Source organism: Streptomyces sp. NBC_01264, from assembly GCF_026340675.1.
Classification (GTDB): domain Bacteria; phylum Actinomycetota; class Actinomycetes; order Streptomycetales; family Streptomycetaceae; genus Streptomyces.
In genome coordinates this window covers 96,634-110,506 of the sequence record NZ_JAPEOX010000004.1, presented here as the reverse complement: position 1 = coordinate 110,506, position 13,873 = coordinate 96,634, and the positions used below count along the sequence as shown (strand labels likewise).

Sequence of the window (13,873 nt, the reverse complement as noted above, 5' to 3'; positions counted from 1 at the left end):
TTCCGGATGGATGCTTGTGTCCCGGGCCAGGTCCGGCGGCTCCGGCCGGCGCTGGCCGGGGTGTTCAGTCCGTCGGGCCGAACGTGAGCATGGGCACGTCGTACAGGCCGGGGTCGCGTGGGCGGGTCACCTCCGGGGCGGTCCACTCCTTGATGACGACCTCGGCGAGGAACTGCACGGTCGCGCCCAGCAGGTGGCTGGTGCGTCCGTCGGCGGAGTCCGCCTTGAGCCCTGCGGAGATGTGGATGTGGGGGGTGACTCGCTGCTGCTCGGGGTCCCAGGCGAGCGTCCCGCTCCCGAGGACCTCCAAGGTCTCGACTTCGACCTCTTTCCACAGCGGGCGCTCTGGGTGCTCCAAGGGCTCGCAGGTCCCCACCAGCCGGGCATGACTGAAGCCGCCGATGAAGGTGAGGTGGCCCGCCCGGACGCCGGCCTCGCGACAGAAGCCGTCCAGGGCCTCGTAGAAGTCCTCACCGTGCTCGAAGACGACGGCGAACGTCCGGCCGACGGTGATCTCGGTGGCGCGCATGATGATCCGATCGTGGGTCTCGGTGGGTCAGCGGTGCGCCGCGAACGCGGCCTGGATCGTGGGCTGATCGGCGCCGGAGCGCAGCAGCGCCAGCAGAAGCAGCCGGGCCTTCCGCGGCTCAAGCCGCCCGCCGTTGATCAGGCCACGGCCCAGGAGGTCGGTCTCGGAGCCCGGGCCGAAGTCGTAAGTGCCGGTAAGGACGCTGCCCGCCCCCGTCCTTGAGGTGAGGACGACCGGGAAACGGGATGCCAAGTCGCCCAGCCGCGGAGCCCACGTCCGGGGTACGTGGCCAGCGCCGAAGGCCGCGACGACCAGGCCGTCCAGGGAGCTCGCTGCGTCGAGGAAGGCGCCCTCACTTCCGAGCGTGGCTTCGATCACCTCGACGGAGGCGGGGCGGATCAGGGGCAGCTCGACGCGCGGCTGTCGCGGCAGGGTGAACTGGAACCGCGGCCGGCCTTCGATCAGGAATCCGACCGGGCCGGCACCGGGCGAGGAGAAGGCCGACGGGCTGGTGCTGTGAATCTTCTGGACGTGGCGGGCGGCGTGCAGTTCGTCGGAGAAAGCGACGAGGACACCCATCTCGCGCGCCTGGGGGCTGACGGCGGTGCGCACCGCGGCGAGGACGTTGGCCGGACCGTCGGCCCCCGCCATCTGCGCGTGGCGCATGGCGCCGGTAACCACGACGGGCGCCGCCCCCTCGTACAGCAGGTCGAGAAGGTAGGCAACCTCCTCCAGGGTGTCGGTCCCCTGGGTGATCACGAACCCGGTCGTCCCCGCCGCGGCCTGCTTGTTGAGCAGCTCGGCGACAGCGGCGATGTCGTCGATCTCCAACCACGCTCCGGGGATCTTTCGGAAGTCCCGCAGCTCCAGCTCGGCCTCCTCGGCGAGCTCCGGAACCGCGGCGACGAGGTCCTCGGCGGTCAACCGGGGCGCCACGCCGCCGTGTCCTGCTCCCGGGGCCGCCATCGCGATAGTGCCGCCAAGGGAGAGAACCAGAGCGGAGGGGAGCTGGGCCCGAGGGCTGGGGTCCATGAGGGCAACCTTTCGAAGAAGCGGATCAAGGAGTGCGGAAGCAGCGTCGGACTTCTCAGCGGTCCGGGGCAAGAGAGGCGAGGAAGGCGAACACCTCGTCGAGGGATTCCACGGTCAGGTGCCGGCTGCGCGGGCGGACGATGCTCGCCGTGCCGCATTCGCTCATCTCACGGGACCGCTCGACCAGCCACACCCAGTCGATGTCCAGGTATCCGGCCATGGAGCGGAGCCGGACTTCCGGGTCGGGGCCCTGCATCACGCTGTGCTCCCGCGCTTCGCCGAGGGCCTCGCTGTACTCCCGCAGGGCCGGCCGCCGAGTGACGGTGTCGACAGCCCAGATCTCCTCGTCCGTCCGCGCCCAGTTGGCCACCACGGCTCGCTGCCCGGGGACGAGGACGAAGCCGTCGACGTGGGAGTACTCGGGCTTGGTCAGCACATCCACACGGACCCCGTGCAGTTCCATGAGCGCGATCGCCAGCAGCAAAAGGATCCGCTCGTACCTGCCGCTGCGGCTCACCTCGATCTCGGGGATGCAGAAGGCGCGGGAGAGCGGGGCGGAGCCGGCATAGCGCGCCGAGACGGCCTTGAGGTAGTCAGCCTTGTGCCTGAGCCAGAGCCAGGTGGAGGCCTGCTCGCCCGTTTGCTCACGGGTCCAGAAGGCCGGGGGATCCGTCAGGCCGTCCAGCCGCCGCATGATGTGGCGGGCGCAGTAGGTGGATCCGAGCCACTGGGCGCCTGCCTTCGTGAGGTCAGGAACGGTCCTGCGGCTGGGGGCCGATCGCGGGAGATCGAGGTACGTTTCCAGCACCTTCTGCTCTTGCTCCAGAGCGAAGTCGTCGGCCAGGAGGCCGTCGTCCAACTGGACGAGGGACCACACCAAGCCGTACGTGAGGTCGTCCAGTAAGTGAGCTTTCGGCAGGGCTGACGCACTTTGGCCAGCCGATGCCGCTCTTTCACGGCGGGCGATCGCGGCGTCGACGACGAACAGCTGTGGGGACTCCCGGCCGTCGACGCCGATGAGAAAGCCGCGACGGGCTGGTCGGAGGAACTCATCCAGCGCTCCCGCGTCGCCGGCGTCCAGGTGGGCGAGGCAACCTGCAGCTGTGGCGGCGCGGAAGGCAACAGCCGCTGTCGTGCCGTCCAGGGCCTGCCGACCGGCCAACTCCCACCCGCCGACCGCTTCTCCGGGCCCCATGAAGAACCGGCTCGTAGGCCACTGCTCTGCGACAAGTACGGAGGCGCTCAAGGCTCCGCCCTCGGGAGCGCTTGCCGACGCAGGAGCCGGTGCCGGGCTGAACAGGTCGGCTGCCGGGACCTTGAAGAGATGTTCGAGGATCAGAGCGGTGTCCGGCCAGGGCCGTCCGTACCAGTCGCCCTTCGCCCACCGGTGGAAACTCTTCCGCGACACAGTGACACTGGCCAGCCTCGGTCTGCCCAGCTCCCGCGCCAGATCACGGGCGGCTCGCTCGAACCGAAGGCAGAACGAGCTCCATTGGTCCCACCGGCGCTCCACGAGTAAGACGTGGAACAAGCTGGGGTGGGGCATCAACACGGCCCTCCTCGAACAGCTACGGAGCGCGGCTCTCACGGTGGAGCGGACACATCCCACACGGCGCGACACCAACAACACAGATCGTGACCTCGGTCAGGATGCTCCTCCATCTGTGCCCTGCGCAACACAACCTAGAAATTTTCTTCATAGAATTGGTTGTCGCAAGCCGGACCGACCGCCACACTGGCCACCATGGCGGATGCGAACGAGGCCCCCTGGTCACTCACGCACAGCGAAGTGGGCAGTCGGCTGGAGGAGTTGAGAGAGCGCCGCGACCTGACTCAGGGCGCGACCGTCGAACTCCTCATGCGAGAACGCAGCATCAGGACCAACGTCTCCACGTTGAGCAAGATCGAGAACGGCAGGCAGAAGACACTGCCGAGCGAACTCGTAGAGGCCCTGCTCGACCTGTACGGGGCCGAACCCGAGACGCGACGGTACGTGCTCGGCTTGCTGAGCGTGGACACGACTCCAGCCGGCCGCCGACGTCGGCCGGCGCTTTGGCGACGCCACGCAGCGCTACTCGGACCGATGAAGTTCGAGGGGTACCTCCAACTGGAGAGGCGCGCGTCGCGGATCCGGAACTATCAACCGCACCTGACGCCGGGTCTTGTCCAAACGGATCTCTACGCACGACATGCCATCGCGAGCATGCGCCCCGAACTCAGTGCAGCGGATGTCCGCGGTCTCGTCGACGTCCGGATGGATCGGCAACAGCAGGTCTTCGGCGGGAGTCCGCTTCGCGAGTTCCAGGCATTGCTCGAACAGGGAGCGTTGCGTCGCAAGGTGGGCGACGAAGAGGTCCGGCACGGGCAGCTCGAGCGCCTCCTGCGTGTGTCGCAGGAGGAGAAGATTGAAATCCGCGTGCTGCCGGACAGTATCGGGAGCCACCCAGGCCTTGCTGGGCCGTTCGTTCTAATGGGGTTCGACGAGGCGTCCAGGGACGTTGTCTGGTGCGAGCTCGCGAAGAGGTCGGTCTACTTCGACCAACCCGATGACGTGGCCTACTACGACGAAGTATTCACCGATCTATGGAAGCGGGCTCTGAGCTCTGCTGACACGCGCGTCCTCATCGAGGAAATGATCAAGGAGAAGTAGTGAGCAAGAGCAAGCCCGCCCCCTCCGAGTTCGATCTGTCGGCCGTGGAGTGGGTGGTGTCCTCGCACAGCGGTGGCGGGGGCGACTGCGTCAGGGTCGGCACGCAGGACGGCTTCGTCCTGGTAGGCGATTCGAAGAACCCGGATCGCCTCCCGCACGTCTACACCCCCGGCGAGGCCAAGGCCTGGCTGCTGGGGGTGAAGGACGGCGAGTTCGACTTCGTGCTCGACCTGTGACTCGCGGGGCGACCCGCTGAGCACGAGGCCGCTGCCACGACCGTCTGCGTAGTTCCGCAGTACCTAGCTAGTTAGAGCACTCGGCCCCGTGGTCCTCAGCTGAGGACCACGGGGCCTTGTGTGGCATTTCCAGGCAGGCCGGAAGTATCTGGATGAAGCGCTCGGCAAGTCACTCGACCGCCGTCCGCGAGGTTTGTGCGCTACCTCTTCCGCGCGGGCGTCTGCACGGGAGGAAGCAGCTGGACGATTTGCCGGGCGGCTGCGATAACCGTTCGATCGCCCAGGTACGGGCCGACGATCTGGATGCTCAGCGGCAAGCCGTCCTCGGTCTGGCCGGCGGGGACGACAAGTGAGGGCAGGCCGATGGGACTGGTCAAGTTGAGCCAGCTGGTCTGCTCGTAGTAGCCGCGCTTCTGGCCGTCGACTCGGATCTCGCGCTGCGGCGCGGGGACGCTGGTCTGGTCCGGGACGGCTGCGGTCGGTGTGGCCGGGGTGATGAGGATGTCGTGCTCGGCGAAGTAGCTGGCCCACGCGGCGGCGAGCTGGCGGCGCTTCTCGTCGGCGACGAGCCAGTCGTGGTGGCGCATGGTGCGGGAGTGGAGGTACAGCCCGGCGGGGTCACCGGCGGGGATCTTGTTCGCGGCCTCGACGTCGGCTGCGAACGACTCCTCGGTCGCGGTGGCCGAGGCGGTCGCGTACATGAGCCGGGTGAACAGCAAGTCGCTGTCCTTGAAGTCGACGGGGCGGGACGCGTCGTCGATGCTGGCGCCGGCCTTGCGGAGTGCGGCGGCGACCTGGCCCATGAGGTCGCGGGTGCCGGCGTCGACGCGGCAGTACGCGTCGTCGGACCAGAGGCCGACGCGGTACTGTCCGATTTTCTTCTTCGCGGGGGCCGGCAGGGCGATCTTCCATCCGCTGCGGTCGGCGGGAGCGGGCTGGGCGAGGACGTCCAGGAGGAGGTCGAGGTCGTCGGCGGTGCGGGCGATCGGGCCGAGGGAGAGCATGTCGCTGCTGGTGGCCCAGCCGGGCAGGCGCGGGATGTGGCCGCGGGTCGGCACGATCGGACTGGTGCCGCGGGAGGTCCGCAGGGCGTAGACGCCGCAGTAGGCGGCCGGCAGCCGGAGTGATCCGGCGAGGTCGGATCCGACTTCGAGGGAGGAGAAGCCGGTGGCGACGGAGACGGCCGGGCCGCCGGAGGAGCCGCCTGCGGTCTTCGTGGAGTCGTAGGGGTTGCTGGTCTTACCGAAGAGCGGGTTCGACGTCTGGAGGTCCGCGCACATCGTCGGCACGTTGGTCTTGCCGATGATGATGGCGCCGGCGGCGCGCAGAAGCGCGACGGCGTCAGCGTCCTCGGCGGGGACGTGGTCCTTGAGGTCGGGGGACCCGCAGGTGGTGCGCATCCCCTTCGTCTCCAGGGCGTCCTTCACCGTCATCGGCAGGCCGTGGAGGGGGCCGATGGGCTTGCCGGTGTCGGCGAGATGGCGGTCGGCCTTGTCGGCGGCGGCGCGGGCCCCGGCGGCGTCGAGGGTGATCACGGCGTTCAGGGCCGGGTTGCCTGTCGCGATGTGCTGGAGGTACTGCTCCAGGAGATCACGGCTGCTGATCTTGCCCTGGCGAAGTGCGGCGACCTGCTCGCGCGCGGGCGCCATGTGGAGGGCTCCCAGTCGCTTGGGAGCACCGGTGCGGGATCGGGCCGCGGCGGGGGTAGTCATCACGGTCGCCGCGGCGAGGGCTGTGGAAGCGGCGAGGATGGTGCGGCGGAGGATCACGAACGGGCTCCTGTGGTGGTGGGGGAGTCGGAAGCGGCGGTGGTTTCCAGCCGGGGCGGGGTGAAGAACGTGGCGACCCGCTGGAGATGGCGCAGTTCGTCCTCGGTGGTGGGGAGCGGTAGTTCAGCGTCGGCGTAGGCGGCCGGGATTCCGACGACGGGGCTGTTCGCCCGGTGGCGGAGCAGGGCGTCGCGGATCTGGTCGGCGGTGACGGCCGCGGCCAGGCGCGCATCCGTAAGTCCCTCGGTTCCGCGTCGGCTCTCGGACTCGAGGCGGGTTGCCGGGTCGAGGTAGCGGCGCAGGAGTTTCTGGCCCTGACGAATCTCCGTACGCCGGCGCAGCAGGGGGAACCGGGCGCTGCGGCCGCGCAGGACGTCGGCGCGCTGCGGGGCCGGGCGTCGCAGGGTGATGCCGGGGTCGGCCTGGTCCAGCGCTGCCCAGAGGTGGCGCAGGCGGTGGTAGCGGATGTGTGCTGCTGTCCACTCGCGGAAGCTGGCGGTTCGGCGGGACAGGGTGGGCAGGAAGTACCCGATCTGCGTGAGGGTGGCGCCGATGTCGCCGCAGGCCCACGCGAACGCGTTGAGGTGTTCGACGGAGAACCCGACCTCGGCTCCGATGACGGCGCTGATGCGGATGCTGCTGTAGCCGAGGGTGATGAGGGCGCCGACGGTGATCAGGCGCAGGCCGATCGCGATGGACCGGTTCGTCGCGCTCTTGGCGTACTTCCAGCAGGACCGTGCGAGGTAGATCTCGGCGACGGTGTACGTGCCGAAGTACAGCAGGACGTAGGCCTGGTAGAAGGGGTCGTGCGCGTAGTACGTCGCGAAGTCTGAGGGACGTGTCGTCGCCGGCGTGAGCAGGGCGAACAGGATGGCCATCCCGGCGATGACGACGGCGGCCCCGATGAGGAGGTGCCGTGTTCGGCGTGCGGCTTCGGCCGGTGGCTTCGACCAGTAGGCCAGGACGCTCGCCTGGAGGGCGAAGACCAGGATCACGCAGCTCTGGGCGAGCGGGACGCTGATGTTGATGATCCCGAAGGTCCGGTCGATCAGCAGCCAGACCCAGGTGAGGGAGACGGCGTAGCTGAGGGCGCTGAAGCCGTAGGTGAAGGCCAGGGCGACCAGCGCGTGGTCGCGGCGGCTCTTGCCCAAGTCGCGGAGCAGGAAGAGGAACCCTGTGCCGGCGATCGCGAGGCACAGGGGGTGGAGTATGTCTTTCACGGGCCCTACTCGGTCAACGCAGCAGCGTGCGGGCTATGGGGTCGGATTCCTGGGAGGTGCGGCGTGAGACCGCGGCGCGAGAGGCGCTCACATGCTCCTGGAGGAGGGTGCCGAACATCTCGGCTTCGAACTCGTCGGGTTCGGTGAAGCGGCTCCGGCCGAGAACGAGCCGGACGGTGGACGGGTCGATGTCCGTGATCAGGCCGCCGAGGTTCTCGACGCTGAGCGAGGACTTCCTGTCGCGGTGCAGAAGCATGTGGGCGAACTCGTGGCCGGCGGTGATCTCGCTGTACGCGGGGCTGACGCCGTTGTCGAAGAACAGGAAGTCGGTGTCGTCCGTCGACATCAGCACCCCGCACGGGGACGACGGGTCCAGGGCATCGGGGTCCGAGCGGTCCGGCACGAAGGGCATGAGCTGGATGTCGCGCTGCATCCGCTCCGCCATGAACGGCAGCAGCTCCAGGACACTGTCGACTGGAGGAAGCTCCAGCTCCTTGATGAAGGCCCGGATGCGGCGCTCGACCTCGTCGGCTTCATCGACGGGCCTGCGCTCACGTCGGCTGTGCCACATGCGAGATCCTTTCGGGTGCCGGCTCAGGTGCCGCAGAAGATCGAGCGTAAACGCCGGTCACGGCAGGTCCCTGTCCGGGTCGTCCGGCAGGCCGTCGCGTTTCCGCACGTCATCGATCTTCTTCATAACCTCGCCCAGGCTCTGAGGGGAGAGACCGATCGCACGAAGTGCGATCTGTTTCACACCGGCCTGGCTCAGCTTCCTGAGGAACTCGAACTGAGATGTCACCCTTCGCGTCACTTCGTCCTCGACGAAGTAGCCGCCCTCCACACCGAAGAACCGGGCGAAGAGCGGGACGAGCGGAACCGTCGGGCTCCGCTGCCCCTTCCGCAGCAGGCCGATGTAGGCCGGAGTGACGCTGTCGTCGCCGTACGACGAGATGGTCCGGGCCACGTGGGCGTTGGTGTACTCGTCGGCCCCTGGGGGCCGGACCCGGTCGAAGAGGTAGTTGAGCCTGTCGGCGAACGGGGCCCCTGGGCCAGGTACGGGAACGGTGTGCGGTGGATCCTGCGTCCCGCTGTCCAGTGATTCGCCTGCTTGGGCCACGATGCGCTGCTCCTTGTTGGTGATGACTAAACTATAGTTGACGTTGTTTGATCGAAAAGTTAGGTTCGCGTCGGTAAGGAAGACGTAGAGAAGTGCCTGGACCTGCGCGAAGTCCACGACATGAGCACCGGGAAGCACCTGTGAAGATCACGCTGGCGGACTCGCGAGACCGCCGAGCCGGCCGGGGGAACGCCGGGCGGAGCATCCCGACATGCCGACGCCTCCACGCGGCGGGCGGCCGATCCGATTTCGGCCGTTCGACTACTGAGCGTCTCGGGCAGGCGGCAGGCAGCGGTCCCGGTCCGGACCAGGAGGGAAGTCGGGGTCGCAGCGCGGACCTCCACCTCCGGTGGGCGGGGCTGAGACCGGGACCCTCTGTCGGCGCAGACTCTTTCGGCGGGCCTCGATATGACGGGTCCGTCGCAGGACTCCATGTCGATAGGGCGCATGGAACCCTTCCTCGCGCATGGGTGTTAGTTGACTGCGGCAACAGGCTAAGGCATCCCCGTCATGCCTTATGACCTGCAAGTACTCTCTTTATGCGGCAGTCGGCGCGACGGTCGATAGATTCTCGTCCAGGGGGATCTGTAACCAGATTCGGCGTGATGTCCGAATAGCGCCGGACGGGGAGAAGCTCTGTTCGCGAGGCGGAAATTACCACGTGTGCATGGGCGGCGCGGGTGCGCGTAGTGCGACCCCTGGATGCCTCGTGACCTCGCTGTCCCGCAAGGCTGCGGCGTCGCCTCACGCCAGGCCGCGATCACGGAGGGTGATCAAGCCATGCGCGCCGGCGAACTGACTCGACGCAGTAATAGAACGTGTGTTTGTGTTGAACTGGGGGCGCCTGAAGATCGGCGCGATGGGGGAGGAGGACGGATGAAGTGGTGGGTGCCACGGCTGAACTACGTCGTCGCAGTGGGCGCGGGTGGTGTGGGTATTGCGTTGCGGTGACCTTCGCAGCACGTCCACGCTAGAGGGACTTGTCCTACTACTCAGTAAGATCGGCGGCCGGCGCTTGCGCCTCCTGGCCGGCGTGTACCTCGGGTCCGAGCCGTCGAAGGCTGGTGACCCTCGTGCAGGCGCCCGGTCGGGACACGGACGTCGAACAAGCAGTCCACTTCGAGGGAGCGATTATGCGTTGGCGTGGTGACCCTGCACGACGCGCGCTCATGAAGGAGTGCGAGAGGCTGCTCGCCGACCTGCCCATCCCGGCCCCCTTCAGCGTCGAGGCGCTGGTGCGCAACATGGAACACGCCCTGAGCCGCCAGATCCGCCTGCTGCCGCTGGACGATCCGGACGGGGGGCTCGGCTCGGCTTGCGGCCTTCGGCTCAAGACGCCGGAGTTCACGATCGTGCTCTACCGCCGGCGATCGAGTCGCAACCAGACCGAGCACATCATCCTCCACGAGCTCGCGCACGAGTGGCTGGACCACGGAACCTCGATGACGAGTGCGGAGATCGAGCGGTATGTGCCCGAGCACATTCGTCAGGAAGTGCTGAGGCGCTTCCCCGCAGCCCTGGTCCAAGGGCGGGTCAACTTCGACAGCCCGGAGGAGAAGCAGGCCGAGCTGTCGGCGTCCTTGATCAAGCGGCTGGCCCGGCGTCAGCCGATCGCGGGCGACGACATGGTCAGCCTCCTGGAATCGTCCCTGTCCCACCCCGTCGCCCCACCGCGGCGCGGCTTTCACCGCAGATGAGAAGCGGTCACCAAGGGCGGGGCTGCCAGCTCTGACGCTGTCGCCGCCCACGCCAATCAGCTGCCGACCACGGGTGCATCAACCGTGACCCCCAGGGGACTACGTGCTCGAGTTCTTCCAGTACCTCACCGCGACGGTGATGACCGTCATAGCCGTTTGGCGATTCCCGGCCGTCCGGTACGGCGACGCACACCGCCGAGCCCTCTGGGGCGGGTACGCCGGCTTCGCTGTCGCCCTGTGGCTCTACACGCCCGCAGCAGTGGTTGCAGCGGAGCGAATTCCTGTCGTCGACCTGACGACCCTGTTCCGTCACTTCGCCAGTACCGCCGCCGTCGTGGCGGTGTTGGCCTACGTCGCGATCAGTTATGGAAAAACTTCAGAGCCTGTCGTGCCTCGCCATGTCGCCGTCTCGCGCTGGATCTCCCGCGCTTCGTATAGGGCGGGCGCGATAGGTGTTGTTCTGCTTACGATCCTTTTCTTCACCGTGGTGAATCGGGACACGCCGAGCGAAAACTTCATAATTGATCACTCCGGCGAATGGGGCGCCGCGGTCTACATGACCGTCTTCTATTTCTTCCCATTCACCACGACTGCGGTCTGCGGCTATCAGTGGACGAGGGCCGCACGAACGGCCGAGAGAACCAGCATGCGCGTCGGGCTGGTCCTGATGGCCGTCTCGATGTGGATGGGGTTGGCCCACACCATGGCCCGCGTCGCCATCATCTGGACCGCGGTCGCGTTCCCGCTGCGTCCCTCGCTGATGGAGACGCTGATCAACGCCACGGTGATATGGATGGACGTTCTGTTCCTGATCGTTGCGGTAGGCGCGAGCATTCCCACCACCAGCGCCGCTGCCGCCCGCTGGAGGACCTGGCGCACCCTGTACAAGCTCCACCCGCTCTGGTTCGACCTGGTGGCGGCCTTTCCGGGGACGAGCCTGTACGAGCCCGGATCGCGGCTGACCGAACTCGCCCACATGCGTGTCCCCAGCGACGTCCACCTGGACCGGTGGACTCAGGACATCGCGGACGCCTGCGAACAGCTGCGGTACTACGCTCCGGAGGGGCTGCTGTTCGCTGCGGAGGACACGACTGCTTCACACCCTGATCCCGAGCCGGCGGCAGAGGCGTACTGGATCAAGGCGGCGCTCCGGGCCGCTGCCACCACCAAACCCAGCCAGCACGCTGCAGGGCCGCTGCAGGCGAAACCCTTCGTCGACACCGAAAGCGAAGCAGCCTGGCTCACGCGGGTGAGCGCGGTCTACGCCGGCATCACCACGGATCAGGTTCGCGACCTCCTGAATCAATCTGCAGAGCTGGAAGTTTGACCTGATGCGACAAGTCCCGGCTGCCAGGGAGAGATTTCCAGTCCCTTTAAGCCCGTGCCCGTCAGTAAGACTCGGCTTTCTCGTGATCTCGCTGTCAAGCGCACGGGGAGAGGCGGCGCAGGTGCCGTCTATGTCTTAACCGACTCGGGGCACTTCCGACCCGGCAAAAATGCGGATGATACCGTGTTGGAAGCTACGGGCGGTGCCCCTTGTCCCACCCGCAAGTTCCGCCGAATCCGGCACGCGACGCGCAGAGGATGTCTGATCTGAGCGCCGTCCAAATCCTCATTGATGGAGTTCCTGCATGTCTCAAGAAACCTCCGCCCCGGAAGCTCCCATCGGCCTCCTCCTCGACTTCGGAGGAGTTTTCACCTCGCCGCTCCTGCCTGCAGTGCTGGCTTTCGAGAAGCGCGAAGGACTGCCGAAGGGCGCGTGCATCGCGGCGCTGTACCAGGACGAGGAGGGCGTCCGGCTGACCAGTGATCTGGAGCGCGGCGCGATCAGCCAGACCGAGTGGAACGAGGCCGCGGCCGTGAAGCTCGGAGTCGCCCCGGACAACCTGATGGGCCGGATTTTCGCCGACCTGCGCCCGGAGCCGGTGATGATCGCCGCCGCTGCGGCGGCACAGCGGGCCGGGATCAAGGTCGGCATCCTGTCGAACAGCGTGGGCCTCGCCCCCTGGGACCTCTACGACGGCTACGAGCTCGAGGCGCTCTACGACAGCGTGGTGATCTCTGAGCACCACCGGATGCGCAAGCCGGACTCGGACCTCTTCCGGATCGCGCTGAAGGAGCTGGGCCTGACCGCCGAGGAGTGCGTGTTCGTCGACGACACCGAGGCGTACGTCAAGGCCGCGGAAGCGCTCGGTTTCGCCGGCGTGCACGCGACGGACCCGCAGCAGACCGTCGCCCAGCTCTCGAAGCTGTTCGGCGTGGAGCTCGCAGACGCCCATTGAGAGCGGCCCCCGAGGCGCAACGACGAAGCCCTGCCGGCCCGAAACTAGTTCGGGTCGGCAGGGCTTCGTCGTTGTGCCTGAGCACCGTACTCGGGTCGATGCGCAGGTAGTCGTCACGCCAGCGCGGCATCTCCGAGGCCGGCGTCATTCCCCGCTCTGCACGTCCGGCAGCTTGTGCTTCAGCTCCCCGACGACTTCGTTGATCTTGGCCATCATCCCGGGTGACAGGCCCGTGCTGTTGCCGCGGGCGGCCAGGCCGAGGATCTCCCTGCGGTGAATCGATCCGAGGAAGCGGAGGGCTTCGAGGAACTCGCGCGCCGCGGGGTTCACCTCCGCGTCGTCCTGGAAGAGGGCGGCGTCGACCTGGAGGGCATGGGCCAGTCCGGCCCGCACGGCGTCGGAGGCGTCGGTGACGGCGCCCGTGCGGAGCGCGAGGATGTCGCCGGCCGTGACGATCCTCTCGCTGGCATGTTCGTTGACGGCGCCGGCGATCTCTTCGTCAGAGGGCGGTGTCTGGCCGAGGTACCCGTGCCGGAGGAGATAGTTGATCTTCTCCTCGACGGTACGGGGAGCGGCCGACTGCGCGTCCGGGGCGGAGGGCTGTGACGGGCGGACGCCGAAGGAATGGTCCTGCGCGGTCAGCAACTCGGCTTCGGTCACCCCGTAGGCGTCCGCGAGCGGCTTCACGTAGGCATCGTTGAGCCTGCGACGGCCGGATTCGGCGTTGCTCAGGGGCACGCGGCTGGTGCTGATGACCGCGGCGGCCTGCGCCACGCTCAGGCCGGCGTCGCAGCGTAGGAGTTGCAGGTCCACCGGGCCGTCGTGGGGGAACAGGTCATCCAGCGGCTGGCCGAGCGAGGCGGCGAGCGCGGGGAGCTTCTCGCCCTTGGGGAAGTCCTGGCCGCTCTCCCACCGTGCGACGGCCGGGCCGCTGACGCCGTTCATCTCGCCCAGCTGCTTCTGGCTGAGCTCTTTACCCCGGCGGACAGCTCGGACGCGGCTGCCGTCGAACTGGCGTGGGGGCACATGAACTCCTGCGAGGTGGTGGTCTAGACAACCAGGGGCGGCGACTTGAGCACTGTAATAGACGGGCTTGATCGATTGCCGTATCTACCGTAAGTTTCAGTATCGCACCTGATGAACGGCTTCACCACTCGTCGCTCTGCGGTGTCCGCTTCTCGCCATGCGTACCCGCCAGACCCCGCGCGAAGCATGAACTGCCCGCTCCTGCCAGGGGCGGGTCCACCGGACCCAGCCACATGATGGCCTAGGAACCTGCATGGCCGGGTCCGGTGGGTTTCCCCGATACGGAGATCCGCATGAGTGTTGCAGAAGTTTCCG

Annotated in this window: 13 protein-coding genes; 5 read left to right on the top strand and 8 right to left on the bottom strand. The window is 67.5% G+C overall.

The genetic code is table 11. The annotated features are described in order from the left end of the window. Positions 1-64 precede the first annotated feature (64 nt). Genes OG435_RS45955 through OG435_RS45945 form a run of 3 tightly spaced genes read right to left on the bottom strand, consistent with a single transcriptional unit; the run spans position 65 to position 2,756 of the window. The gene (locus OG435_RS45955; protein WP_266887379.1) at positions 65-529 is read right to left on the bottom strand and encodes a PPC domain-containing DNA-binding protein; all 465 of its coding nucleotides are present in this window, start codon (positions 527-529) and stop codon (positions 65-67) included. Positions 530-556: 27 nt separating this feature from the next. Beyond that, positions 557-1,561: an asparaginase gene (locus OG435_RS45950; protein ID WP_266887377.1), complete on the bottom strand. Its 1,005-nt coding sequence runs from the start codon at positions 1,559-1,561 to the stop codon at positions 557-559. Between the two features lie 55 nt (positions 1,562-1,616). Then, positions 1,617-2,756, bottom strand: a complete 1,140-nt coding sequence (locus OG435_RS45945) for a transcriptional regulator, XRE family protein (protein ID WP_266887375.1) — start codon at positions 2,754-2,756, stop codon at positions 1,617-1,619. 549 nt (positions 2,757-3,305) lie between these two features. Here OG435_RS45945 and OG435_RS45940 point away from each other — a divergent pair. After that, the gene (locus OG435_RS45940) at positions 3,306-4,211 is read left to right on the top strand and encodes a helix-turn-helix domain-containing protein (RefSeq protein WP_266887373.1); all 906 of its coding nucleotides are present in this window, start codon (positions 3,306-3,308) and stop codon (positions 4,209-4,211) included. Beyond that, positions 4,211-4,447: a DUF397 domain-containing protein gene (locus tag OG435_RS45935; RefSeq protein WP_266887371.1), complete on the top strand. Its 237-nt coding sequence runs from the start codon at positions 4,211-4,213 to the stop codon at positions 4,445-4,447. Before OG435_RS45940 ends, OG435_RS45935 begins: the two co-directional genes overlap by 1 nt. A 200-nt stretch (positions 4,448-4,647) precedes the next feature. Here OG435_RS45935 and OG435_RS45930 read toward each other — a convergent pair whose 3' ends face one another. From OG435_RS45930 to OG435_RS45915, 4 genes are read right to left on the bottom strand one after another with little or no spacing between them, the layout of a single operon-like run. Further along, complete coding sequence (locus tag OG435_RS45930) at positions 4,648-6,216, bottom strand: amidase family protein (RefSeq protein WP_266887369.1); 1,569 nt, start codon at positions 6,214-6,216, stop codon at positions 4,648-4,650. Continuing rightward, on the bottom strand, positions 6,213-7,436 hold the full coding sequence (locus tag OG435_RS45925) for an MAB_1171c family putative transporter (RefSeq protein WP_266887367.1): 1,224 nt from the start codon (positions 7,434-7,436) through the stop codon (positions 6,213-6,215). The genes OG435_RS45930 and OG435_RS45925 overlap by 4 nt, the downstream gene beginning before the upstream one ends. A gap of 13 nt (positions 7,437-7,449) precedes the next feature. Then, the gene (locus OG435_RS45920) at positions 7,450-8,007 is read right to left on the bottom strand and encodes a hypothetical protein (protein ID WP_266887365.1); all 558 of its coding nucleotides are present in this window, start codon (positions 8,005-8,007) and stop codon (positions 7,450-7,452) included. A 57-nt stretch (positions 8,008-8,064) separates the two neighbouring features. Then, positions 8,065-8,670, bottom strand: coding sequence for a hypothetical protein (locus tag OG435_RS45915; RefSeq protein WP_266887363.1), 606 nt, complete (start codon positions 8,668-8,670; stop codon positions 8,065-8,067). Between the two features lie 1,052 nt (positions 8,671-9,722). Here OG435_RS45915 and OG435_RS45910 point away from each other — a divergent pair. The 3 genes from OG435_RS45910 (at position 9,723) to OG435_RS45900 (ending at position 12,532) form a co-directional block, all read left to right on the top strand. Beyond that, on the top strand, positions 9,723-10,250 hold the full coding sequence (locus tag OG435_RS45910; protein ID WP_266887362.1) for a hypothetical protein: 528 nt from the start codon (positions 9,723-9,725) through the stop codon (positions 10,248-10,250). A 103-nt stretch (positions 10,251-10,353) separates the two neighbouring features. Further along, the gene (locus tag OG435_RS45905) at positions 10,354-11,577 is read left to right on the top strand and encodes an MAB_1171c family putative transporter (protein WP_266887360.1); all 1,224 of its coding nucleotides are present in this window, start codon (positions 10,354-10,356) and stop codon (positions 11,575-11,577) included. Positions 11,578-11,881: 304 nt separating this feature from the next. Continuing rightward, the gene (locus OG435_RS45900; protein ID WP_266887358.1) at positions 11,882-12,532 is read left to right on the top strand and encodes an HAD-IA family hydrolase; all 651 of its coding nucleotides are present in this window, start codon (positions 11,882-11,884) and stop codon (positions 12,530-12,532) included. A 144-nt stretch (positions 12,533-12,676) separates the two neighbouring features. Here the strand turns inward: OG435_RS45900 and OG435_RS45895 are convergent, their stop codons facing one another. Beyond that, positions 12,677-13,558: a helix-turn-helix transcriptional regulator gene (locus OG435_RS45895; RefSeq protein WP_266887356.1), complete on the bottom strand. Its 882-nt coding sequence runs from the start codon at positions 13,556-13,558 to the stop codon at positions 12,677-12,679. Positions 13,559-13,873 lie beyond the last annotated feature (315 nt).

Coding starts and splice junctions, on each gene's coding strand:
- OG435_RS45955 (WP_266887379.1), bottom strand. CDS start 529: ATGCGCGCCACCGAGATCACCGTCGGCCGGACGTTCGCCGTCGTCTTC.
- OG435_RS45950 (WP_266887377.1), bottom strand. CDS start 1,561: ATGGACCCCAGCCCTCGGGCCCAGCTCCCCTCCGCTCTGGTTCTCTCC.
- OG435_RS45945 (WP_266887375.1), bottom strand. CDS start 2,756: ATGGGGCCCGGAGAAGCGGTCGGCGGGTGGGAGTTGGCCGGTCGGCAG.
- OG435_RS45940 (WP_266887373.1), top strand. CDS start 3,306: ATGGCGGATGCGAACGAGGCCCCCTGGTCACTCACGCACAGCGAAGTG.
- OG435_RS45920 (WP_266887365.1), bottom strand. CDS start 8,007: ATGTGGCACAGCCGACGTGAGCGCAGGCCCGTCGATGAAGCCGACGAG.
- OG435_RS45910 (WP_266887362.1), top strand. CDS start 9,723: ATGAAGGAGTGCGAGAGGCTGCTCGCCGACCTGCCCATCCCGGCCCCC.
- OG435_RS45900 (WP_266887358.1), top strand. CDS start 11,882: ATGTCTCAAGAAACCTCCGCCCCGGAAGCTCCCATCGGCCTCCTCCTC.